This is a genomic window from Vibrio sp. YT-17, assembly GCF_033337375.1.
Lineage (GTDB): Bacteria > Pseudomonadota > Gammaproteobacteria > Enterobacterales > Vibrionaceae > Vibrio > Vibrio alginolyticus.
This window is the reverse complement of sequence record NZ_JAWOQP010000011.1, coordinates 79,330-103,408: the sequence shown is the minus strand read 5'-3', so window position 1 is coordinate 103,408 and position 24,079 is coordinate 79,330. Positions and strand designations below refer to the sequence as shown.

The following is a 24,079-nucleotide window of genomic DNA, read 5'->3' as shown; positions in this document are numbered from 1 at the left end:
CTGAGTTAGTTCACGGTGACTTGCCTCTTACAAAGGGCAAGTCATTTGGGGATTGATACTTAGCTTTCAGCACGTGTGGGTGGAAAATGAACTTCGTCACCATCACTCGTCAGAATACTAATTTGACTTGGTTTGCCTTCATCATCAAGACGTAGCTCACCAATGGCACTATGGTTAACCAAGCGATAAAAGTTGTGCGTACTTGGTGCGCGTTTGTAAATCTTGAGTCGTTTACGTTTTGTGAACCAGTTTAAAGGTGAGCGAGGGCTGTATAGCAGTCTATCTAGGCCATCACAAATATTGAGCAGTTGTGTAGGGAACTGATTTTTAATTCCACTACAGGTGATTTGATAGATATTCGGACTGTTTTTTCGATAGCGGAGCTTAATATCGTATGCAAAAGAGTAGTGTACGTCGCCAGAGAGAATAACAAAGTTAGTTGGTGTCTTTGTGTGTGTGAAAATACTAATAAGAGTATTCGCACTTCCGGGGTGAGCCATCCAGTTTTCAGCATCAACCATCAATGGTTTACCAAGCATGGTCACCACACGTTGTAGTGCTTCGATAAATTTCACACCAAACATTGGCGCGGCAGAAACAATAACAACCTTGTCTTGATGCACGAGCTCCTGATGGAACTCAATCATCGCTTCCCAGTCCATTAAGCCAGAAGGTTTGTTCATTTTAGACTCAGAACGCCAGCGTCTGGTTCGTGTATCTAGCACGACAACTTTTGGTGTCGTAGGAATGGTGTAGTGCCAATTCTCAAAGCGATACAAATATTGAATAAATGCATCTTGGGTTTGCGAGGTTCGCTCATCGATAAAGCGTTGAGCGAGGCTCATAAATTCATCATTGAATTTTTCTGGCGCATTTCCCCAACCTTGGCAAAGCCAGTAAGCAATCAAGCTATTACCGATAATGCGTTTTGCAAACGTGTTGCTGTATGCGGCTTGTTCCCAGCCTATGGTGAGATTCCAATCGTCGGTGACATCGTGATCATCAAAAATCATATAGGTTGGAATGTGAGCGAGTAAGCGTTGAACCTTGTCCAGACCTGCGACGAATTTATCAATTTGTTTTTTTTCTTCGCGCCATTGCTGCTGCCATTTGGGTTCAAGAACTTCTCCGCCGACAGTAAATTCGTTTTCTAATAAACGATCCGTTCGAACAAGCTTCCACAAGGTCGGAGACCAAACCAATAAGTACATTGCAAAGCACTCAGCAAAGCTTATTAGGTGATTCTCACACTCTTTGGCGCTGAATATTGGTGTCCCTCGGTGTGGAAAAAACTTACTTAGTAAACTGTCATCACTCACATAATGAGGCAACAATTTATCTCGACCATAATAGCAAGCAGGGTGTTGGTAGAGCTCATTGGTATTTTTTATCGGAGCTTGATCGAATTCTTCGCCTGGCAAACCCAATAAAGCTATGACTTGCTCAATGGCATCGAGAGTGGGGCCTGCAACATGGTCTGCATAGATTTGATCACCACTCATGATGAGCATATCTGGTCTTTCTTCAATGGATTGAGACGCGATTTTATGATCCGCAGCGACCAATGTATCATCACTGAAGTGATGGGGATTACGGCAAGAGCCATGTAAGAGATAATCCGCTTTTTCACTAACGAGGAACTCAATACCCAAGTTTGGCGTATTATCTCGCTCATAAGTCAGGTGAGGGAGCAGTTCCGTCACTAAGCCATATTGCGTTTTTATTTGATAGCGTAACGCTTGATGGGTTGGAAACTCGCCTTCTAATTTAAGTAAGCAACACCACGCATTGAGGCCGATTTGAAGCTGTTCTTTTTGTTCACTTAAAGGGGCTTGATAAAGGATGGAGGCATTTTCATCCGTAATTTGCACCATACCCTCCAAGCGTTGGGTGGTGACTAGCCAAATATTGATTTCAGTTGCGGTCACTTTACGTAGGATCGGACCTGCAACGACAAGAGGAAGTGAAGAAATTTCAGTCGTGTTCATCAATGCTGGCAAAACGGCTCCTTATGTGTCAGCTTCTTCTTCTAATATTTCGATAACTTGCGAGCTACTAAGTTCATGTCCCATAAGGAACAAACCAAGCATCGCATCGGCTTTTGACGCGTTATCACTGTCTTCATCCAAAATTTGCTGAAGCCGAGTTCTAATTAGGTCGATTTCGTGTTCGACGAAGCCACGCCCTTCTTCGTCACCTTGACCATCTTCTGGTGCATTATCAAAGTGCAAAAACAACATGTCACCATCGAGTTGAGTCCCTATCAACCTCTCTGGCAGCCATGCTTCTCCCATCACAATGTCTGGGTCTGTGTCTGCGGGTAAATGATTCAAGGTAGAGATGAGTTCTGATGCTTTCACTTTTTACTTCATTATGTTTGATTTAGAACTAAGCTAGAGTTTAAGCGCTTGTTGTAATGGTAAAATATTCGCAAACAAGCTCACCTAGTCGTGCAATATTAATATGATCTTGGGACTCAAACTGTCACGAGGATGACAACATTTGCCATTGTAACGGCTATCATCAGCAGAACATAAGCTTTTAATGGCAAATCATTGATGTTTGCCTGCTTCTCAACCAACATTTTTCGAACTCATGAAGAGATTAATTCTAACAACACTCGTTTTACCTTTAGCTGCGGTAGTTTCTTCTGCGCATGGTGCAGAAGAACAAACGTGGGGGATTGCTGCGATGTATCGCACAGCATCGATTCCGTTTTATACCGCCGATAATGACTCTACGGTGAGTACATTTGTACCAATGATGTTCTTTGAAAACGAACATGTGTATATCAATGGCATTGAAGGTGGCGCTTTTTTGTATAATGAGAGTGATTCCGACTGGCGTGCGAGCGCACTCATGCGATTGAGATTTGTCGATATTCCCATGTCGCTACAAAATGCTAATGAAGGGGACAGAGTCGATTTCGGTGGGCAAGTGCGTTATAGCATTAACGACAATTGGCGCGCAGAAGTAGAGTTGATGACGGACGACGAACTCCAGTTTCACTCTAATTACCGCCTTGCTGCCAATTATGTATTTGGGGATTGGGAATTAGAGCCAGCGATTACGATTCGATACAAAGATGCTGATTTCAATAGTGAATATTACTCCTTTAAGGATATTACTGGCGAGAGAATTGGAGCTGGACTTGACACCAATCTTGGTATTAAAGCGCGTTACCATGTAACTTCAAATTTGTATTTACTGGGTGAGACGAGTGTTACTCGCTTAGATGATAACGCCTACAACAGTCAGCTTGTAGAAGATCGATATCAGGGAGAAGTGTTTGTCGGTTTTGGCTTTTTCAACGATAAAAGCAAAGTTCCGAAACCGACACTGAGCAATAAAGCATATCTACGTATTGCGCATGGTTGGGCGACGCCTTCGAACATCGGTGAAATATTTAGCTTTGAGAGAGAAAAAGACCCATACGACAATCAACTTACTTCATTGTTTTATGGGCATCCATTAACGGATGAGCTGTTTGGTTTTCCTCTTGATATTTATTTAACGCCAGGGTTGGTTCATCACTGGTCGTCCAGTGTTCAGTCTGCGAGCACAGAATACGTCATGGCGATTAAGGCTTATTATACGGTTAATTGGCCTACGACTTGGCGATTTGGTGTAGCGGAAGGTGTGTCATACATTGATAGCATTACCTATATTGAAGGCACAGAAATGGAAGACAAGGGTTATACACCAAGCAAGTTGCTCAACTACCTAGATTTCTCGTTTGATGTCAATGTAGGCGATCTCTTCAACCAAAAGAGCTGGAACAATATGTGGGTGGGCTATTCATTGCATCACCGCTCGGCGATTTTTGAAAGCGCTTCGCAGTTTGGGCGAATTAAAGGTGGGAGCAACTACAATACTATTTATTTCCAGTTCGAGTTTTAGCGCATCACGAGATGCATATAGGTCGGATTTGCAACTGACTTATTTATCGCCCATTATGAGTAATGATGAATAATACTATGCTGCTTTCAACGAGAAATTTCGTATATCGTGCCAGAGTTAAGGCTGTTTGTGATGCATCTGATGAATCGGATGGCATAAGCACCATGAGTATCGACTCCTCATTCAATCTTCAAATTGAAGCGATAAATTGTACCAACGCTGAATTTGCCAAACGCTTTTTTGCCATTCACGGAGAAGGGCACTTGGAGGGCGATGAATGGTTGGTGCTGTACGTCAACTCTCTTGACGTTAAGGCGGGAGACAATATAGAAATCCGTAGCGATGTCGCGTTTAATGCGATGATCGAGAATATGATAAGCGAAGCTGAGCGGTCTTTAGAAAAAGTCTACCTCGATGCAATACGCAACTTGGAGAAAGTGAATCGTTTTTGACGATGTAAGAGACCCTATAAATACGATCAAGGCATAAGGATCCAAAAAGGGATTGGCGCGAACCAATCCCTTTTGTATTCTGGTTTCTTCTAACTTACGCCATTGTTGCAAGTTGGCTTTGCGCTTCTGAAATGCCTTTTGCAGCCGCATCTTCACCCATGTTTAGCGCTTCTGCGTAAACAAATTCCACATCAGTGATTCCTACAAAACCCAGCACAGTGCGTAGGTATGGCGTAACGTTGTCAGTTGGTGAATCTTTATGAATACCACCACGAGTCGTTATTACAATCGCCTTTTTACCTTCAATCAAACCTTGAACGCCGTTTTCTGTGTATTTGAATGTCACGCCTGCACGAGCAATCAAATCAATCCAGTTTTTAAGCTGAGTTGGGATGGTAAAGTTGTACATTGGAGCGGCAATAACCAAAGTGTCTGCGGCCTTTACTTCTTCAATAAGGGTGTCAGACAAGTCGACCACCGCTTGCTGTTCTTGTGAAAGATCTTCCGTAGCGCGCAGTGCAGTCGCAACGGCGAAGTCCAAAACAGGTAGCGGGTTTGCAGCCAAATCACGAACAGTAAGCTTGTCTTGGTCTACATTTTTGATGAAGTCTTCAACCAATTTGTTTGATTGAGAGTAATCGCCAAGGATGCTTGATTTTAGAGCTAGTACACGAGACATAATGGTTATTCCTTAAATAAGTGCTTTCGACTATGGGAGCCATTATAAGCAACGTAAGTGAGTTCAAAAGCCTAGCGATTCGCTGAACATGTTCGAAAAAATTGAATGAGCTTTCGGTTATCTTGTTACAGATCTTGTGTGATACAATCCGCGCAGTTTTTGTAATGAAAAGAATAGGAAACGCTTTGACTTCGTCACAGCCCCCAAAAAAGAATCTAGCTGAAGAGCAAGCGACACCGTCAAATGGTGCGCAAAAAGCGACAGCGAAACAAGCTCAAACACCTCAGGCTCAAGTGAATAGCGCGGCATCTCTGCGTAAAGCGCTGAATCAGTGCATGATGCGCGACCGTTTCCGCTTGAGTAAACGTATTTCTGGTGCAAGCAAAATTAAGAAGGACGCAGCGCGTAATGCTGTGTTCGACGAAATCGCATTAGACATCGCAAAATCCATGATGGTTGCAGAGCAGCGCAGCAACTACAAACCAACGATTGAATACCCAGAAATCCTGCCTGTAAGCCAAAAACGCGACGATATTGCGAAAGCGATCGAAGAAAACCAAGTGGTTATCGTCGCGGGTGAAACTGGTTCTGGTAAAACCACTCAGCTACCAAAAATCTGTGCTGAGCTTGGTCGCGGTAAATTTGGTCTGATTGGTCATACTCAGCCTCGTCGTCTTGCAGCGCGTTCGGTTGCTAACCGTATTGCCGAAGAGATGGAAACCAAGCTTGGTGAGTTTGTTGGTTACAAGGTTCGATTCAACGATCAGATCTCTGAAAATACCCAAATCAAATTGATGACGGACGGTATCTTGTTGGCTGAAATTCAGCATGACCGTTTCTTGAATCAATACGACACCATCATTATCGATGAAGCGCACGAGCGCAGCCTCAACATCGATTTCATCTTGGGTTACTTGAAAGAGTTGCTGCCACGTCGTCCTGATTTGAAAGTGATCATCACGTCAGCAACCATCGACCCAGAACGCTTCTCAAAACACTTCAACAATGCACCAATCATTGAAGTATCGGGTCGTACTTACCCAGTAGAAACACGTTACCGCCCACTAAGCGGTGATGACGACAATGATCGTGACCAGCTTGAAGGCATCTTCGAAGCGGTAGATGAACTGTGCGATGAAGGTTTAGGTGACATCCTGATTTTCATGAACGGTGAACGTGAAATCCGTGATACCGCAGATGCATTGTCCAAACGTAATCTGAAGAGCACGGAAATTGTGCCGCTTTACGCGCGTTTGTCGGCAGGTGAGCAGAATAAGATTTTCCAACCTCACACTGGTCGCCGAATTGTACTGGCAACCAACGTGGCAGAAACCTCGCTAACTGTTCCGGGCATTAAATACGTTATCGACCCGGGTACGGCGCGTATCAGTCGATACAGTTACCGTACTAAGGTTCAGCGTCTTCCAATCGAGCCAGTTTCTCAGGCGAGTGCGAACCAGCGTAAAGGTCGTTGTGGTCGTGTGGAAGAGGGTATCTGTATTCGTCTGTACTCAGAGGAAGATTTTGAGTCACGCCCAGAGTTTACTGATCCTGAAATCCTACGTACCAATCTAGCGTCGGTTATCTTGCAAATGACGGCACTTGGTTTGGGTGATATTCAAGCGTTTCCGTTTGTGGAAGCACCGGATAAACGTAACATCCAAGACGGCGTGCGTTTGCTGGAAGAGCTTGGTGCGATTAACTCTGAGGTAAAAGATCCGAAAAAACGCCTGACTTCCATTGGTCGCCAATTAGCGCGTTTGCCAATCGATCCGCGCTTGGCGCGTATGGTATTGGAAGCGCCAAAATATGGTGCGCTTAAAGAAGTGATGATCATCGCAGCTGCCTTGTCGATTCAAGATCCACGCGAGCGTCCTTCCGACAAACAACAATCTTCAGACGATAAACATCGTCGCTTCTTCCATGAAGAGTCGGACTTCCTGACATTTGTGAATTTGTGGGAATACATCCAAAAGCAGCAAAAAGCCTTGTCTAGCAATCAGTTCCGCAAACAGTGTAAGCAAGACTATTTGAACTACTTGCGCGTTCGCGAGTGGCAAGACGTGTACTTCCAAATTCATCAGTCGATGCGTGAGATGGAGTTCAAGCTTAACGATGAGCCCGCTTCTTACCATGGCGTACACAGTGCCATTTTGGTTGGTTTGCTGTCGCACATCGGCATGAAAGACCAAGAAAAGAATGAATATCAAGGCGCGCGTAATGCTCGTTTCCATATCTTCCCAGCATCAGGTCTATTCAAGAAACAGCCTAAGTGGATCATGTCTGCTGAGTTGGTGGAAACCTCAAAACTTTGGGGTCGTATCATCGCAAAGATTCAGCCAGAATGGATTGAGCCGTTAGCTAAACACCTTATTAAACGTAGTTACAGCGAACCACATTGGTCGAAGAAACGCGCTGCGGTGATGGCGCACGAAAAAGTGATGCTTTACGGCGTACCAATCGTACCGAAACGCTTGGTCAACTACGGCAGTATCGATTCGACCGTAAGTCGCGAAATCTTCATTCGTAGTGCATTGGTTGAGGGTGAATGGGAAACCAAACACGCGTTCTTTAAGCAAAACCGTAAGCTTCTGCAAGAAGTGGAAGAGCTTGAACACAAATCTCGTCGTCGTGACATCTTGGTGGATGATGATGAGCTGTTTGATTTCTATGACCAACGCGTTGGCACCGAAGTGGTGTCTGGTAAGCATTTCGATACGTGGTGGAAAAAAGCATCTAAAGAAAACCCGGAACTGCTGAACTTTGAAAAAGAGATGCTGTTCAAAGGTGATGCTAGCCATGTGACCGATTTGGATTACCCGAACTTCTGGCATCAAAATGGTTTGAAGCTCAAATTGAGTTACCAATTTGAACCAGGCGATGATAGTGACGGTGTCACAGTGCATTTACCGTTGCCGATTTTAAACCAAGTTGAACCAGCGGGCTTTGACTGGCAGATCCCAGGTTTACGCCATGAGCTTGTGGTTAGCTTGATTAAATCGTTGCCAAAGACAATTCGTAAGAACTTTGTACCTGCGCCGAACTATGCCGATGCATTCTTAGCACGCGTCACGCCAATGGAAGCGCCGCTGCTAGATTCATTAGAGAAAGAGTTGCGACGCATGACGGGCGTAGAGGTACTGCGTGAAGACTGGAACTTGGAACAAGTACCTGAGCACTTGAAAGTCACGTTCCGCGCGGTTGATCATCGAAATCGTAAACTGAAGGAACATAAAGACCTTCATGAACTGAAAGAAAGTTTGAAAGACAAAGTTCAAGAAACGCTTTCCAAAGTTGCGGATGACGATATCGAACAGCAAGGTCTGCATACGTGGAGTTTTGGCGAATTGCCGAAAGTGTATCAACAAAAACGTGGCGGCTACGATGTAAAAGCGTATCCGGCGCTTGTTGATACCAAAGACAGCGTTGAAATCAAACTCTACGAAACCGAATTTGAGCAGATCACCGCAATGCGTGCTGGCCAGCGCCGCCTAATTTTATTGAACGTACCGTCGCCAATTAAATATTTGCACGCCAACTTACCGAACAAATCGAAGCTGGGTCTGTACTTTAATCCATACGGCAAAGTGCTTGATCTGATAGATGACTGCATTGCCTGTGGTGTCGATAAGCTTATTGAAGAGCAGGGTGGTTTAGTTTGGGAGCCAGAGAAGTTCGAAGCGTTGAAAGAACACGTTCGTGCTGAATTGGGTGACACCGTTGTAGAGATTGCTCAACAGGTTGAGACTATTCTGACCACGGCGTTTAGCATCAATAAGAAGCTAAAAGGCAAGATCGACTTCACAATGGCGTTTGCTCTGTCCGATATCAAAGCACAAATTGAAGGCTTGATCTTCAAAGGCTTTGCAACGGAATGTGGCTGGAAGCGCTTGCCGGATATTCTTCGCTACATGCGCGCGATAGAGCGCCGTATGGAGAAGTTGCCTATCGATCCAAACAAAGATCGTTTACATATGCTGAAGATTGAATCTGTGACTCAAGACTATAAAGAGTTGCTGAACAAGATCCCGAAAGGTGTGGCCATTCCTGAAAATGTAAAAGAAGTGCGTTGGATGATTGAAGAACTTCGCGTGAGTTACTTTGCTCAACAATTAGGCACTCCTTATCCTGTTTCTGATAAACGAGTCAAAAACGCGATTGATGCTTGCTAATCAACCAGTAAAATAGTGTCAGATTTGTAATTATCGCTTAAGAAGTTGCTGGTACACTAATTGCTAGTAACTCAATAAGCATTATTTTTTAGTTCTGGGAGGCAATAGTTCGCCTCCCTTTATTTGTAGTACCAACGACTGAGTTATGCAGACGTGGGAATAATAAAGAGTAAAGGTAGATGATGAAAAAAACTCTATTAGCAGTGGCGCTACTTGGCGCATCTTCTGCGGCAATGGCGGATTCTTGGATTTACGGTGGTGCAACAGTAGGTCAGTCTGACTACAAAGGTGAGACGGACACATCATACTCTGTTCACGTTGGTACAGGCATTCTACCTATCATTGGTGTTGAAGCTGGTGTAACACAGCACGGTGAGTTCAACGTAAATGGTCAAGACACTAAGCTAACTTCTTACTACGCAGCACTTAAGCCAAGTATCGACTTCGGTCCGCTACACGTGTACGCAAAAGGTGGTTTCCATCAGTGGGACAAAAAAGTGAAAGGCGGCAAAGACGATGACGATTTGGACCTAATGTACGGTGTGGGTGCTGAGTACTTCATTTTTGGCCCAATGTCTGTTGGTGCTAGCTACATGAACTACACTGCTGGTAAAGACGATATCAGCACGTTCTCTGTTAACGCAACACTACATTTCCTATAAGCGTCAAGCTTTCTAACACCATATGAAACACACCGGCTTTATGTCGGTGTTTTTTTGTCTGGAAGTCACAAAACAAAAGTTGAACATAAATTATTCACTTTTAGAGTCTTAAAATGCCTATGCTTTCCAATATATAGTGGCGATTAAATGCGCATATTTGCGTAATGTTTCGCTTAGGAATCGATCAGGAAGGGATAGTATGAAAAAAACACTCTCGTTATTCGCTCTAACGTTGTGCTCAACGTCAGCAATGGCTGACTCTTGGATTTACGCTGGTGGCCAAATTGGTCAGTCCGATATCGACAGCGAAAATGATACAACTTATGGTATTCATGTCGGTACTGGTATTTTGCCATTCATTGGCATTGAGGCAGGCTACTTTAACCACGGCAAAGTGGATTTATCTTTGAGTGGCAGCAGGGGTAGTGCTGATTTTGATTCATTCTATTTAGCGGCGAAACCTAGTATCGACTTCGGCCCGTTACACGTTTACGCAAAAGGCGGCATCAATGCATTCAACGTTGATTATGACGGTGGACTTAGAAACTTAGACAAAGATGATGGCGTCTCTTATATGTATGGTGTTGGTGCCGAATACTTCTTGCTTGACAATGTGTCTGTGGGCGCGAGTTATCAAGCGTTTGGCGTGGATATTGAAGGCGATAGCGATACCGTTAGCAGCGTAACAGGGAACATCACCTTCCATTTCTTATAACGCTCGCTGGATGAAAGGTTTGCTGATTTGGTTTCGTCGTTAATTGTGAAACCAAATCAGCGCAGGTCTTCTCTATTTGCGCAGTGACTGGCTATGAACTTAAGTATTTCTTGTGTCTTTTCTAGTCTACAACCTACGACAAAATCAATCGTTAGACCTCGTAATTTTTGTGTTGATATTATTTCCTCTTCATTTGTCTCGAATTGAGCCTAAAATGCAATAAACCACGACTTTTTGCAAAAATATGTGATTGCTGCTAAAATTCGTCCCGCTTTAAAACTTTAGAGTTCAAATTAATGGAGGGCGGTATTGGAGTTCTTCTCACCTGAGGGGCGTTTCAAATTCACGTTAAATTTGTATTTATGGATAATGCATTTAAAAAATATAGTATTGATACAACCGATTATCAGGTTGGACAGGATAACGTTCAAAAGTGGGGATTCGATATACATAACCCGGTTTTTGGCATTAGTGCGGGGCTCGTTGTTTTCTGTCTGATTTCACTTCTTCTTGTTGAGCCAACCACTGCTCGAGACGTATTAAACGGTCTAAAAAACGGAATTATCGAACAGTTTGATGCGTTTTTTATGTGGTCGACAAACTTCTTCTTATTGTTCGCCGTTGCTCTTCTTTTTTCTCCGCTAGGTAAAATCCGCTTAGGTGGCAAAGAAGCAACGCCGGATCACTCAACCGTTTCTTGGTTGTCGATGCTTTTCGCCGCGGGTATGGGTATTGGTCTTCTGTTCTGGAGTGTGGCTGAGCCGACCGCGTATTTCACTGATTGGTGGGGAATGCCACTGAACGCAGTACCATACACCGAAGAAGCAAAATCCCTCGCGATGGGTGCCACTATGTTCCACTGGGGTGTGCATGGTTGGAGTATTTACGCACTCGTTGCACTAGCATTAGCGTTTTTTGCATTTAACAAAGGTTTACCACTTTCATTGCGCGCGGCGTTCTATCCAATTTTTGGTGACCGTGCATGGGGCTGGTTAGGTCACGTTATTGATATCCTTGCCGTTTTGTCGACGCTATTTGGTCTTGCAACGTCGCTAGGTCTGGGTGCTCAGCAGGCGACCAGTGGTATTAACCATGTCTTTGGTCTAGAAGGCGGCATTGGTACACAAATGATTGTGATCACCTTCGTTACCTTTATCGCGGTGCTATCAGTGATTCGTGGTATTGATGGTGGTGTTAAGCTACTGAGTAACGTCAATATGGTGGTTGCGTTTGCGCTGCTTATTTTCATTACCTTCATCACGTTTGATACGGCGTGGAGCTCGCTACGCGACACAACAATGGCTTACATTGAAAATATTATTCCATTGAGTAACCCTCACGGTCGTGAAGATGAAACTTGGATGCACGGCTGGACGGTATTCTACTGGGCTTGGTGGGTATCTTGGTCACCGTTTGTTGGTATGTTTATCGCGCGTGTGTCTAAAGGTCGTACGGTTCGAGAATTCTTATTCGCAGTCATCGTTATTCCTACAGTTGTTACTTTGATTTGGATGTCTGTGTTTGGTGGTATCGCGCTTGACCAAGTGGTGAATAAAGTTGGTGAGCTAGGTGCAAATGGCCTAACTGATATTTCATTGACTCTGTTCCATGTTTACGATGCGCTTCCGTATAGCTCAGTGATTTCAATGCTTTCTATCGTGCTGATTCTGGTATTCTTTATTACATCGTCAGACTCTGGCTCGCTGGTTATCGATAGTATTACCGCCGGTGGTAAGATTGATGCACCAGTACCGCAACGCATTTTCTGGGCGTGTATTGAAGGTGCAATTGCAGCCGTAATGCTTTGGGTTGGTGGTAAAGAAGCCCTGCAAGCATTGCAATCAGGCGTTGTTGCAACAGGATTACCGTTTACTTTTGTTCTGCTGTTGATGTGTGTCAGTTTGGTGAAAGGGTTAAGAACTGAACTGCCAGCTTACAAATAAATACAACGCGATCCATGATTGAGTTTAAATGCCGAGCCTTATGTGCTCGGCATTTTTTATTTCTACTTTTCTTTTCCAATAATTTCGTTACAGTTTAGGCTTATTTCCACCTCATTAAACTGCATTATGTCACTGGCTAAACTCATTCTTATTCGTGGACTTCCGGGTTCAGGTAAAACAACCTTAGCAAAACAACTGGCAATAGAGCTTGGTGCTAAGCATTTTGAAGCTGACATGTATTTTGAAAATGATGAAGGTGATTATCACTTTGAACCGGTTCAATTACCTCAAGCGCATGAGTGGTGTTTTCAGCAAACTAGAAAGTGGCTGAACAAAGGGAGAGTCGTGATTGTGAGCAATACGTTTGTTCGACATTGGGAGATGAAGCGTTACATGGACTACTGCATGAAGAAGCGCATCGAGGTGGAAATTAAAGTGTGCCACGGAGCGTATCAAAGCATTCATGATGTGCCACCAGCGACGATAGAAAAGATGCGACGCCAGTGGCAAGAGTGACCATTACCAGAACCGGAAGTTATTGACCTCGTCCGTCAATCATCACAACGAATGTTTTGCTCATGATTGAAAGGTCCATTGAAATCCAAGAGTAAAACGAACCTAAGCTTAGTGCGTAACTGTGGTCAAACCCAACTTTGCGTCTTACATCTTCAATGCATGCATCATAGCCTTGGTTAACCTGAGCTAAGCCTGTGATACCCGGTAACACGCCATATGTGCGCTCTACAAAATAGGGGATTTCATCTTCTAATTTCTGGTAGAAAGCTGGGCGTTCTGGGCGCGGCCCAATCATCGACATTTCACCTCTCAACACATTAAACAGTTGAGGTAGTTCATCTAAACGCGTTTTGCGTAAAAAGCGTCCTACTGGCGTGATGCGGGGATCATTTTCAGTTGCCCATACTGCGCCAGAGCGTTGCTCTGCATCAATATACATGGTGCGAAACTTCATGATTTGAAAAAGATCCATTTTTTCTGGTGTACAGCGCCCAACACGCAGTTGACGATAGATCACTGGGCCTTTCGATGTGATTTTTATAGCTAGCGCGATAAATGGGAAAAGTGGTGCAGTGACGACCAAAATAAGCATTGCAACCAGTACATCAAACGTTCTTTTCGCGTGGCATACATTTGAATCGTAGCGTGAGTTTTTCATGATGCTTTCCTTATTGGTTGACGCGTTTCCAACGTCCATTTTCCATTCCGAGTAAATACTTCATACCGCCGATAAAGTTGGCGAGATGACCAATGACGATGTAGCTAATCAGCTTAAAAGGTTTAATTGTGTTAAGTGCTGGCATCAAGTAAGTGATAAGCGCGATGCTATAAATACCAACTTGTGCGGACAGCATTACTTGAAACAGCGGATTGTGTGCCAGTAGTAGTGAGCAAATAAAGCAAACAATCATCAAATAGGGTGTTGCTAAGCGCAGAACCTTTCCCGATAGAAATGCAAAGGCAGTGCCACGATAACGAGGTAGCAGTAATTTCTTTAATTGCATGAGCTGCTGCATGTTACCCGCTGAAATTCTTAGGCGCCGCTTGAAATCTGCGTTGTCTGAGCTCTGTTCTAGTTCAAGAGCCAGCATGTTTGGCTCGTAAATAGCGCTATAGCCTCGCAAAACGATTCTCATAGGGAGAATAAAGTCGTCATTAATGGTGCTAACTTCCAGTGGTTCAAATAAGTGAGTTCTGAAAGTGTAAAACGCACCGTGGGAACCAATCGTTGAACCTAACAAAGATTCTTGGTGCTTTACTCGAGACTGGTATTGCCAATACGCCGCTTCACCTTGGTTATCAGTGCTCATTATTTGATATGTTGCGTTAACCACTCCAACGTTCTCATTTTGATAATGCTGACTAGCTAGCAATAGAGAATCGCAAGAAATCAATGCCGACGTGTCACTCAGTGCGGTAATGTCCGAGCTAACATGACGCATTTCTTCGTTGAGTAGGGCAACTTTACCGCGATTGACTTGGTGATCATTAATAATGAACAGAGTATCAGAGCAGATTGCTTCTTGAATTGTCGCTTGAGCAATCTCGGCTGTGTTATCTGTGCAGCCATCACATGCGATCACTACTCTTAATTTATCCCTCGGGTAGTCTAGGCTCGCAAGGTTACGGATCTTCTCTGCTATCCATTGTTCTTCATTGTAGGCGGGTACGATGACAGTAATAGAGGGTAGCTGGCTGTCTGTTTTGGAGGCTTTGTAAGCTCGCTCTACAAATGGTGATTTGGTTTCGTCTTGCTGTTTTAAAGGAAGCCACTTAAGGAGCAGTGGATACCCAACGTGATGATAGACAATCAAAAACGCGGATAAACCAAACCCTATAATCCAAAGTAAATCATTCATAGCTAGCCTCCTTGGCCAAACGTGAGTAGCGACTCACCATGTCTCTGATATCAAAGTGTTTGAGAATAAAAGTTCGAGGAGAATGGTGTGATGATTCCAGTTGCTGTGATAACGCTTCGGCCAACGAAAACACGCGATTTGCTTCAACCAGTGTACTGTTGTTCGGACAGAGCGTCTCTTTCACGCCGCCAACATCCGTCGCGACGCAAGGAATGTCACATGCTTGAGCCTCGAGGGTTGAGAGAGGAAATCCCTCTTGAAGTGATGGTAAGCAAAACAAGTCTAGGCTTTGGTAAAAGCTGGGCATATCGTCGACCAAGCCTAAAAAGGTTACTCGATCTTCAAGTTTTAACGTTCTAACTTGTGCTTCCAATTGAGCTCGCTGAGAACCATCTCCAGCAATGGCTAGGTGTGTGTTTGGCGTAAGATGAGAGAATGCTTCGATAAGCACTTTATGGCGTTTAACTGCTTCTAGACGCCCGGCAACGCCAATCACGATTTTGTCGGTTGGAAGTTCAAACAAGTGTCTTGTTGCCGTTTGGTCACCGCTTTTAAACTTCTGACAGTCAATCCCGTTATGGATAGTACAAACTTTGCGATACTTTAACTTAGTCTGTATTTGATGGGCGACAAAGTTAGCATCGGCAACCACATGTGGACGAATCATTTTTAGCAGTAGGGACTGCAGTCGAGCTGATTTTTTGTTATTAAGGTGCCATGCGTCGTGTTCGGTATGAATAACTACAGGTACGTGCGCTAAACGTGCCGCAATCCCACCATATAAGAGTGGTCCGATATGGTGAGTGTGGACCACATCAGGCTTAAGTCCTTTGAGCATGGAAGTTAGCGTACTGATGGTTTTTCCGCTGAATCCAGGTTTCTTATTAAGAAAGTGCAGTTGGCCTTGGTAGGGCAATAGTTTTTGCCAACCTTGTAGTGCATGTTCTTTGCTTCCTTCTAAGCTCACGACAAAAACGGAATGGTTTGGCTGCGCAAAACGAAGCATTTCTAGTACGAGCGTTTCTAAACCACCAGGAGCTAAGTGTTGCACGACGTGTAATATCACTTTTTTGCTGTGCTTAGTGTTATTGTGTTTTTGTCTGAATTCCATTTTCAAACCCTCGTTGAGTTCTTTGTTTATTTAGGAATTGCAGACTGCGTGCCAAAAAATTAATCATTTAAAAACAATAGGTTAATATTGATATTTGTGAGGCTTTATGTTTATTCTCAATTTGAGATTCATATTAGTGGACATGCTATGAGGCTGTATAAGGCAGTAGTAAAAGAAAAGCACTCGCCGACTGAGTGCTTGTAAATGAGTTCTTATGGCGGTTAGTTTCCGTACACTACGTTAGGTAAAGTGGTGATGACAGGAACACCAAGGTGTTTTTCTAATGCTCTTTTAGAGCGGATAGAGTTATCGGCTAACTCAAGTATCGTCGCTAATCCAATGCCTAAACCAGCGCCACCAATAAATCCTAAAATGACAAACACAAAACTAGGTAAGTTAGTTGGAATCGTTGGCGTGAACGGTTCATCAATGATTTTTACGCGCTTATTCTCTTCAAACTCTCCCAAAGAACCCGTTAGTTGGGCCATCTCATAGCGTTCGACGAGTTCATCATACATTTCTCTCTTCACTGCGACGTCACGAGCTAAGCGGTTGATTTCTGTTGCCGTGCTCCCAAATTGGTGCGCATTTCGCTCTAATTCTTGGATCATGTCTCGCAAGCTGTTGGTTTCTTCCGTAAGTGCTTCAAAACGTCCGCGCATCATTTGTAATTGATGTAGTTGGGAGACTAGTAGAGGCTGTGCTTCGCCAAGACTGTTTACTGTGGTATTGCTCGCGATATCCCATAGTTGAGCACTGTTTAGTTCTGGTTGTTTAGAGTTCAAGAGTACCGAGCGTTCCTGCTCCAACCGGTTTAATTCTCGCAACTTACCTTGCACCAAACTATGCGCCTCTGTGTATTTAGCGCGAAGCAGGGTAAGTTCACTACGAATGTCGATGATTTGCTCTTCCAGTTTACCGATAACCGGGTTCGTTTTGGATAGTTGTTGATCCAAACTGCCTAGACTTCGTGAAACACCAGCAAGCTCCGCCTCCTTTTCGGCTAGCGTTTGTTTGAGGCTAGCAAGGCGAGTAAGGCTTTGAGCTTGCATTTCGGGTGTCGCGTCTGAGTAAGTATTTTTATACTCTGCAAAAGCTTGTTCAGCCTTGTCTAGTTCTTCCCTGCGTTTGTTGATATGGATAGTCAAAAAATGACTCGAATCTTTAATCGAAGAACGCTCAGGAGCCAAAAGCTGTTCGACAAAATGCTCTCTGACAGAGAGCAGCATCGACTCCATTCCTTCTGATTTACCACTTTGCAATTGAATTTGAATGAAGTCTTTACCGAGTGGCTGAACAGACAGACGCGACGCAAGATCTTTTATGATGAACTCTTGCTCTTTTGCACTCATCTCATCATTGATCAACGATTGTTCTTTTGCGACAGAATACAAAACGTGTCGGCTTTTTAGCAGAGTACTGAGTGCGCTCAATCGGTCTTTAAGCATTGTTGAGACGGCAAGGTCTTGAAGGAACGGGTTCATTTTCGCTGTCTCTTGAATAAGCATGCTGGTATGAGCAACATAAGTCGTCGGAACCAGCTTACTTACGATGAAGCCCAGCACCGGCAAGACAAGCATAGGAATAACGATCATGTAGCGACGTCTCCAAGCTCCATGTAACAGTACGCTGAGGTTTTCTCTTAAATCGTTCATAGCGCCCTCACTAATTTATCAACTTGGTTGGCTCTTGCTTCCCAGCTTTGCTGTTGAACATATTGCTTTGAGTTTGCCGGGGGTGGGATCAGGTGATCGAGACTGGCGCATACATCTTCGACATTTTGAACTATGTGGAGCATATGCTTGTACGGCATTAATGCAGGAAACGGTGTGCTGATAACAGGGGTTCCTGTTGCCAAGTACTCAAGAAGTTTAAGCGGATTACATGCCTTGATTTGAGCGTTATCAACAAAGGGCAACCAACTGGCATCCCAGTGTTGAGAGTAACGTGGCAGAGTGTGATGCGCTCTCGGGCCCAGGTAGTATACGTTGCATCTTTGTGGAAGTGGATTGTCACTGAACTCGTTGGGGCCGATGAACACGAGATCCCAGTCAGGCGCTTGGTCTGCGACTTGGGCAATTAAGTCGTAGTCTAACCATTCAGACAAACTACCATAAAAGCCCAGCACTTTGCGGCCGTTGTCAGGCAAGTCTTTGGCCTTCGGTGCTGGCTCAGAAAACAGACTAACGTTGACACCATGAGGCAAAGTGACGGTTTTATGTGATGGAAACTTGGTGGAGAGTGTTTCGCTTGCCGTAAAGATAACGTTGGCCGCATTAACAAGAGTACGTTCGTGCTTTGTTACCGTGTCGTGGTCAACACCAGCTAAAGCGCTAAAGTCATCGCCACAATAGTAAATCAGTCCACGTGGGTTCATTTCTGCACAAACATCGGCAGCAGTCGGGAGCGACGTCCAAAATACAGGCTTATCAAAACCAAGAGCTTGTAATTGTTTGTTGAGTTGGTGTTTCATCATCTTAGCGGCCACTTTTCTTGCTAATGCAGAACTAGGGGCAGGAATCGTGAGCAAGTTGATGATGTGAATGTTTGGGTTTGTTTCAGAGTCCAATGTTGGCTTGTGTGAGCCTACGTTATGAAATACACGAGTGAGTTTGTTTAACGCACGTTGTATGTCTTTAGAATCCAGCTTAGGTTGACGAAGGCCAATGGAGTTCACCCAAAGGATTCGATGGTTCGCTGCTAGTCGCTTGACAATATGCTGAGTGGAAGAGGGTAACCCACCAAAATCTTCTCCAAATACTACGATGTCCGTCATGTGGCTCTCCTTGAGTCTTGGTTATTTGATTACTAATTAAGTGAGTAATCACAATGCGTGCCAAGGAATTAGCCATTTTAAAACAGTGAGTTATGGGTTTTGTTTATGTTTGAAACTAGTATTTCTCATTTTGACAGTCACTTTGAACAATTCGGCTAACGACAACTGTTAATGCCGCTAGAATGTAAATTGGCCAGGTGAAACCTTGAGTCAGAAAAGTGCCTGATACGATGGTACCGATAAGCCCACTTAACACGGCGTTTGCTCCTACAGAGAGGGTGTAATCTGATTTTGGTGTCAACAATGAGATGGAATGCAAAGAGGTGCGGATCAATGACACAATTAAAGTAATGAACACCGCGAGCCCGACAAAACCCGTTTCTGCTAACACGCCAAACCAAGTACTATGGACCGCGTGGTTGATACCATCCCAGTGTGGGCTGTAGAAATAGTAATTAAAGTAGAAGTTATCTAGACCTACGCCAGTCAACGGATGATGCAGCGCCATTTTAAATGCCGCTTCCCACGCATAAAGTCGCCCCATCGCAGAGGCATCTATACCATCCTCAGCGGCTCCCCCCGATTCTCGTCCTGAAATACCAGCGAATGCGTAGAGTACGATCGCTGCGATAGCGCCTAATACCAAGACTAATGTTTTGCTTTTGATGTGTTTAAAAGCAAAGTAGGCAAATACAGACAGTGAACCTAGTAACCCCCCGCGGCTCTGCGTCTCAATGATCGCAAAGAACAAAACCAAACAGGTGATAAGGGCAAAGAGCCTGAGATGCTTGGGGGAATGCTTCTCCATCAATTGACTAACGGTAAAGGCAAGGGGAAACATCAGCACTAGTGCCAAATCGTTAGGATCGCCAAGTACTGAACCTATGGATCGTCCTATCGACACGCGCGTCCCTTCAACCAAATCAATGCCATTCGCAGCGTTTTGTAATGCCACTAAGCCAATCAATAATCCGGCGAAAATAATTGCTTTTGACATCTGTGCGAGCTGTGAAGGTTTAGTAATAAGCCAGGTGATGGCCAACGTCATAATGATGATTTTCCAATAGGTGTTTTTGAACACCGTTATTGCGATATCACGACTGGAAGCGAATATGATTCCGATGATCACCAGACCCCAAAATATACACAGCCACTTTAATGAAGGGTGCCAAAAAGCTGTAATCTGGCGGCTTATAAGAAGGTGAAAAGCGAGTGCGGCGAGTGCCCCCAGTGATAAGAGTAATGGGATCTTGAAGTTATAGATAACAGGAAAGGCTTCGTGAATACGAAAGAATGAAAAAATAACGAACAGTGTGACAAGCCAAAACGTTTGATTGAGAACAAACAGTAACGCGAGTGGTGCGAAACACAACGCAACAATCAAAATGGGATGAGGTATAACAACCCAAAGCAGGCCGATACCGACAGTGATCGTCAGTGCTGCGATGGACTGTTTTGTTCTCACCTTGGTTTCATTCATAACGAGTATCTCTTCACCTGTCCACGCCGTTTCACTATGTATCGAGTGAGAGCATTGAGCGTCTCTTTACTCATGTAGCGAGTGGCTATCCCTGCCAGCAAACTGCATGTCAAAATGCAAATTGCGATGGCGATTCCTATTGATTGTGAAGAGTGAAGCAGGAACAGTGCCACACCGGATATAATCTGTAATAAAACCATCAGACTTAGGTGAAAAGGCAACGTCATACATTGTTGGCCTACTACATAAGTCAGGCCCAGCTTACACAGTTGTGCGTAATAAAGCGCAATGAACACACCATAAATACCCAGAGAAGATAAGCCAAACAGCAAAGCAATCGCAACGCACGCAGAGACGACATTTATACCCAGTAGCCAGCGAGTACGACGCTTGTACAAAATGGAGATGTTAATCAACTCACTCCATTCTTTTAACATGGCGATAGGTAGCAAGAATAAGCTGAATAGTACCGCCTCATGATAGGTTTCTGGCAGTAAGTAGGTGATCATCACCATTGCTAATGTGCCGACCACTACACTCAAACCTGTAATGTAAATCATACCTAGGTGTGTGATGCGCACTGCTTCAGTGTTCTTGCGCCCTTCTAAGTAGTTAAATCGACGTGGCATCCACCACATGCCAAACGGCTGCACTAAAATACACATGCCCACTGCAAATTTTACCGCTATCGCGTAAATCCCTAACGTCGCAAGAGAAGTGTTGGCACCAATGAACCAGCGTTCAGCGCCATTGAGGCAGAACGCAACCAATCCAGCCATCATCATTGGTAGGCAGTAGTTTAGGTATTGTTTTGCCAATGTCAGCTTAGGAAGGGTGACATTGTAACGGTTAACGATGTGCAGCCAAACAAATTGAGTAATAGCAGCCAACAAGCCCCCCCACAAAACAGAAATAACATGGGGATGAACAGACAGCGCCGCGACGATAAAAATGACCTGAAAAATGGTGGTAGTGACCATGACGTTAAGCAGTGTTCTTGCTTTGTCGTCTTGTGTTCTTAACCAGGCAGTGCCGATTGCAATACTGCCTTCTAGAACGATGGCAAACATAACAATAGCAAATTCGACTCGCGTAAAAGGCGCGGGAATGGGGGCGATTAAAATGATAGTGAGCAAGCTAAGAGCGACGACGCCAGCGATGAGTAAAGCAAGTGAGTACAGCTGGTTTAGTAGGCTTGTGCGCGTATTTTGATCCTTTTCAACGCCGACGAATCGATAAAGCGCTTCATGCAAAGCGAAACTGACAAACAAGGTCGTAACAACACCAAAGGTTGTTAGAAGCTCAAGCTTGCCCATTTGTTCTGGTGAGAGAAAGTGGGGCAATACAGGCAGCATGATTAGGCTGATGCTTTTATTGATCACTAAGGCGATAGCAAATAGCGTCATGTTGGTCATTGCTTTAGACATGATCATATCCTTTGATGTCTCGCGGTGTCTTGAGTGTGCAATCATTGTTGGTAGCAATTTCGGCAGCAAGGTGCTGGGCGATTGGCAAATAACAACGTTCGGCTGTGTATAGTTGAGAAACATTGAGTGCTTCGATACCCATCGTTACTTTCATCCACGGCGATTCATTCAAAAGGCGAATTGCGTTGTGTAGCGAAGCCACATTGTTAGGCGTGTATTTAATACAATTTCGGCCGTGAGTTAACACGCGGTCCCAATAACTATCATCATGTGGAATGACGACACACATACCTGCAGCGAGAGCCTCCAAAATAGATAACCCAAAAGGTTCGTTGATACTGGTGGAAACAAACACACCACACTGTGAACGCAATTCATCTAAGTTGTTTGGGCACTCATGCCATTCAACACCTTGTGTGTTGAAGTCCGGTGTTGAATATTCCACACCTGCCACGTTAGGTTTGATGTAACACACGGTGGATTTGATCTTTTTCGACTCATCAAGTGTTAAAGCATCAAGCAAAAGATCGATGTTCTTCCATTTTAGTAAGCTAGCTGCCCAGAAAACGCGGCTTGAAATCGGATTCGCTTGTTTTGGCCAGCGATCTTTCGATAATCCATTAACAAACGTAGATGTATTCAAACCACACCAATAGCGTTCGGTGGCTGGCTTCTCTGTTTTGAGGTAGGCCTGTAATGCTTCTACCATTGATTCGCGGGTGTTTGCCAAGTAGTAAATTGCCGATGCTTTTACTAAGCAGTAGCCAGCAGATCTCGATCGTCCAATAGGGCCATGAACCATCTGTACCACAGGCTTTTTGCTAATTAATCGTAGTAAGTACAAAGGCATATCATTACTTGGGCAAGATAGGCCCAAAAAGCTATCTATTTTTGGCAGCTTCATGCACGCGTAGAGAAGTTGGAGAAAGTAGTAAGCGTTCATCAACCAGTAGGTCAGTCCATGAGTCGAGTTAAATGGTGATGGTTTTATTTTTATAACTTGCACACGCGGTGTATCACTAAGCAGTGACGCCCAATGCTCTGGATTTGTAGTGAGTAGATAACCAATCACGTTCAGCTTATCGCACTGCTTAAGGAGCTCTGCATTCGCGATTTTGGATCCACCTTGCATTGGGATGGCGTCGAACATCAATACACGTTTCATGACCGGGCTCCTCAATTGATGCTCAACCAGCGTGAAAGAGGCTTCATGCAGTGAGTCATTGGCATTGGTGTAATAGCGTTGTTATTAAGTTCACCTTCGTAAATACGTTCAATAGCGTTGATAGATGCAGTCGTCGTTAAGTGCTGGCTAGCATGTAGGTAAGCGTTTTCCGCCAGCTTGTTTCTTAATGCCGCGTCTTGCATGACTTGTTGAATCGCGTTTAACAGGCTCGCCATTCCACTGTTCTGGTACAGCAATGCAGAGTGATTATGCTCGAACAACTCGGGAATGCCTCCCGTTTTAGGAGCCACGATAGGCAGTTGAGCTAAAGCCGCTTCCCCGAGCACGAGACCAAAGGCCTCTTCATAGGCGCCGCTAATAAAAGCGTCTGCATTACCACACATCCACGCTCCGGCATTGTGTTGTTCTCCGACAAAGTGCACTCGTTCTTGGATACCAAGATCCGATGCAAGCTGTTGCAATGCTTCTCTTTCTTCGCCGTCACCAACAATAACAAGGTGAGGGTTGTTGTGGTGGTAGTTGTGCATGCGTATTGCGCGAATAAGGCGGTCGAACCCTTTGCGCTTAATCAGCGAACCCACCGACAGAAAGGTAAAGGCCTGTGATGGGATTCCGAGGCTATCTTTAATGTCGATGGGTGTATCCACGCCTTGAAGTGACACGCCGTTGTGTACGACATGAAGTTGGTTTTGTGGGTAGCCGTCCTGAAGAATTTCGCGTCCAACATCTTTGCTAACGCAAATCAATTTTGGAGAGAGGTGAAGTCCGAGAGAGAAGCGATCGCGCAATGTATAATGGCAATGAAGTTGCGTGACAAGTGGTATATGATTCATGCGAGCAGCCAAACACATCCATTGACAAGGGCCGCCGCTATTGACGTGTACCAAGTCGATGCTGTGCTTTTCGATCAAAGCTGAGCCTTGTTTGATAAGGCTATTCCACCCGCTAATATCCCAGCGTGGAGCGCTCCAACCACCCACCAAATTGAAGGCTGAATGTTCCGCTTCAATTCCGAGCGATTGGCACTTATCGATTAATGGTTGGCAGTTTGACCATACGAATGGCTCAAACTTATTGCGGTCGATTCCTGAAATGAGATCCAGAAGCACCACTTCACTGCCGCGAATCCAATTATCACCATAATGAACATATAGAATGCGTTTTGGCGTAGTCATAAGTCACCTCTGTCTCATCATTAATC

19 protein-coding genes are annotated in these 24,079 nt (G+C 44.5%); 7 read left to right on the top strand and 12 right to left on the bottom strand.

Annotation, left to right across the window (positions count from 1 at the left end):
* Positions 1–59: 59 nt before the first annotated feature.
* On the bottom strand, positions 60–2,000 hold the full coding sequence (locus R7F67_RS12650; RefSeq protein ID WP_033905249.1) for an alkaline phosphatase D family protein: 1,941 nt from the start codon (positions 1,998–2,000) through the stop codon (positions 60–62).
* A gap of 9 nt (positions 2,001–2,009) precedes the next feature.
* On the bottom strand, positions 2,010–2,360 hold the full coding sequence (locus R7F67_RS12645) for a hypothetical protein (RefSeq protein WP_005377676.1): 351 nt from the start codon (positions 2,358–2,360) through the stop codon (positions 2,010–2,012).
* A gap of 235 nt (positions 2,361–2,595) precedes the next feature.
* Here R7F67_RS12645 and R7F67_RS12640 point away from each other — a divergent pair, with 235 nt between their 5' ends.
* Positions 2,596–3,900 carry a MipA/OmpV family protein gene (locus tag R7F67_RS12640; RefSeq protein ID WP_318057203.1) on the top strand — a complete coding sequence of 435 codons (1,305 nt, stop codon included), beginning with the start codon at positions 2,596–2,598 and terminating at the stop codon, positions 3,898–3,900.
* Between the two features lie 62 nt (positions 3,901–3,962).
* Positions 3,963–4,352, top strand: coding sequence for a hypothetical protein (locus R7F67_RS12635; protein WP_228009997.1), 390 nt, complete (start codon positions 3,963–3,965; stop codon positions 4,350–4,352).
* Between the two features lie 94 nt (positions 4,353–4,446).
* On the opposite strand, the gene R7F67_RS12630 is transcribed toward R7F67_RS12635, so the two are convergent.
* Positions 4,447–5,031 carry an FMN-dependent NADH-azoreductase gene (locus tag R7F67_RS12630; RefSeq protein WP_025766683.1) on the bottom strand — a complete coding sequence of 195 codons (585 nt, stop codon included), beginning with the start codon at positions 5,029–5,031 and terminating at the stop codon, positions 4,447–4,449.
* Between the two features lie 185 nt (positions 5,032–5,216).
* On the opposite strand from R7F67_RS12630, the gene hrpA reads away from it, so the two are divergent.
* The 5 genes from hrpA to R7F67_RS12605 all read left to right on the top strand — a co-directional run bounded on the left by hrpA (position 5,217) and on the right by R7F67_RS12605 (position 13,039).
* Positions 5,217–9,203 carry an ATP-dependent RNA helicase HrpA gene (gene hrpA, locus R7F67_RS12625; RefSeq protein ID WP_258461352.1) on the top strand — a complete coding sequence of 1,329 codons (3,987 nt, stop codon included), beginning with the start codon at positions 5,217–5,219 and terminating at the stop codon, positions 9,201–9,203.
* A 182-nt stretch (positions 9,204–9,385) separates the two neighbouring features.
* Complete coding sequence (locus R7F67_RS12620; protein ID WP_021033871.1) at positions 9,386–9,865, top strand: outer membrane beta-barrel protein; 480 nt, start codon at positions 9,386–9,388, stop codon at positions 9,863–9,865.
* Between the two features lie 199 nt (positions 9,866–10,064).
* Complete coding sequence (locus R7F67_RS12615; RefSeq protein ID WP_005377661.1) at positions 10,065–10,580, top strand: outer membrane beta-barrel protein; 516 nt, start codon at positions 10,065–10,067, stop codon at positions 10,578–10,580.
* A 362-nt stretch (positions 10,581–10,942) separates the two neighbouring features.
* Positions 10,943–12,523 carry a BCCT family transporter gene (locus R7F67_RS12610; RefSeq protein ID WP_005377659.1) on the top strand — a complete coding sequence of 527 codons (1,581 nt, stop codon included), beginning with the start codon at positions 10,943–10,945 and terminating at the stop codon, positions 12,521–12,523.
* 126 nt (positions 12,524–12,649) lie between these two features.
* Entirely contained in the window at positions 12,650–13,039 is a 390-nt protein-coding gene (locus tag R7F67_RS12605; RefSeq protein ID WP_005377656.1) for an ATP-binding protein, read from the top strand.
* Between the two features lie 19 nt (positions 13,040–13,058).
* Here the strand turns inward: R7F67_RS12605 and R7F67_RS12600 are convergent, their stop codons facing one another.
* The 9 genes from R7F67_RS12600 to R7F67_RS12560 form a co-directional block, all read right to left on the bottom strand.
* Positions 13,059–13,697 (bottom strand): sugar transferase, encoded by a 639-nt coding sequence (locus R7F67_RS12600; protein ID WP_054576904.1) that lies wholly within the window; start codon positions 13,695–13,697, stop codon positions 13,059–13,061.
* A 10-nt stretch (positions 13,698–13,707) separates the two neighbouring features.
* Positions 13,708–14,898 carry a glycosyltransferase family 2 protein gene (locus R7F67_RS12595; protein ID WP_318057202.1) on the bottom strand — a complete coding sequence of 397 codons (1,191 nt, stop codon included), beginning with the start codon at positions 14,896–14,898 and terminating at the stop codon, positions 13,708–13,710.
* Complete coding sequence (locus R7F67_RS12590; RefSeq protein ID WP_318057201.1) at positions 14,891–16,009, bottom strand: glycosyltransferase; 1,119 nt, start codon at positions 16,007–16,009, stop codon at positions 14,891–14,893. Before R7F67_RS12590 ends, R7F67_RS12595 begins: the two co-directional genes overlap by 8 nt.
* A 221-nt stretch (positions 16,010–16,230) precedes the next feature.
* Positions 16,231–17,664: a GumC family protein gene (locus R7F67_RS12585; protein ID WP_005377649.1), complete on the bottom strand. Its 1,434-nt coding sequence runs from the start codon at positions 17,662–17,664 to the stop codon at positions 16,231–16,233.
* A complete protein-coding gene (locus tag R7F67_RS12580) occupies positions 17,661–18,785 on the bottom strand; it encodes a glycosyltransferase (RefSeq protein WP_170897089.1) in 1,125 nt (374 codons plus the stop codon). The genes R7F67_RS12585 and R7F67_RS12580 overlap by 4 nt, the downstream gene beginning before the upstream one ends.
* Before the next feature lie 115 nt (positions 18,786–18,900).
* Positions 18,901–20,265: an O-antigen ligase family protein gene (locus tag R7F67_RS12575; protein ID WP_170897088.1), complete on the bottom strand. Its 1,365-nt coding sequence runs from the start codon at positions 20,263–20,265 to the stop codon at positions 18,901–18,903.
* Positions 20,262–21,692 carry a lipopolysaccharide biosynthesis protein gene (locus R7F67_RS12570; protein WP_054701429.1) on the bottom strand — a complete coding sequence of 477 codons (1,431 nt, stop codon included), beginning with the start codon at positions 21,690–21,692 and terminating at the stop codon, positions 20,262–20,264. The genes R7F67_RS12575 and R7F67_RS12570 overlap by 4 nt, the downstream gene beginning before the upstream one ends.
* Positions 21,685–22,857 carry a glycosyltransferase gene (locus R7F67_RS12565; protein ID WP_017634933.1) on the bottom strand — a complete coding sequence of 391 codons (1,173 nt, stop codon included), beginning with the start codon at positions 22,855–22,857 and terminating at the stop codon, positions 21,685–21,687. Before R7F67_RS12565 ends, R7F67_RS12570 begins: the two co-directional genes overlap by 8 nt.
* A gap of 11 nt (positions 22,858–22,868) precedes the next feature.
* The gene (locus R7F67_RS12560; protein WP_054701426.1) at positions 22,869–24,053 is read right to left on the bottom strand and encodes a glycosyltransferase; all 1,185 of its coding nucleotides are present in this window, start codon (positions 24,051–24,053) and stop codon (positions 22,869–22,871) included.
* Positions 24,054–24,079: the final 26 nt, after the last annotated feature.